Below are 236 nucleotides of genomic sequence, written 5' to 3'. Positions count from 1 at the left end.
CCGGCGATCACCAGATCACTGTCGATGCCCAGTGCCAGGCACGCCGCGGCAGCCGCCAGCGCATTGGCCACGTTGTGACGCCCCAGCAACGCCAGCTGGACACGACCGAGCGAACGGCCATCAAACGTCAGTTCGAAAGCATAACGCCCGAGCTCATCCGCGCCTAGCTCGCGCGCCTGCAGGCGTGCCGGGCGATCACCGCTATCCACGCTGCCATCCACAACGCCATCCGCAAC

The 236-nt window shown here is 66.5% G+C and carries 1 pseudogene; it reads right to left on the bottom strand.

Annotated elements, in window-relative coordinates:
* A pseudogene (locus tag R0J88_RS23475) lies at window positions 1-209 on the bottom strand (UDP-N-acetylmuramoylalanyl-D-glutamyl-2, 6-diaminopimelate--D-alanyl-D-alanine ligase); the annotation flags it as partial.
* Between the last annotated feature and the right edge of the window lie 27 nt (window positions 210-236).

It is taken from the genome of Pseudoalteromonas sp. SIMBA_162, from assembly GCF_046535955.1.
GTDB classification, from domain to species: Bacteria; Pseudomonadota; Gammaproteobacteria; order Enterobacterales; family Alteromonadaceae; genus Pseudoalteromonas; species Pseudoalteromonas marina.
The sequence above is the reverse complement of the archived record's forward strand: the minus strand, read 5'-3'. Positions and strand labels throughout refer to the sequence as shown.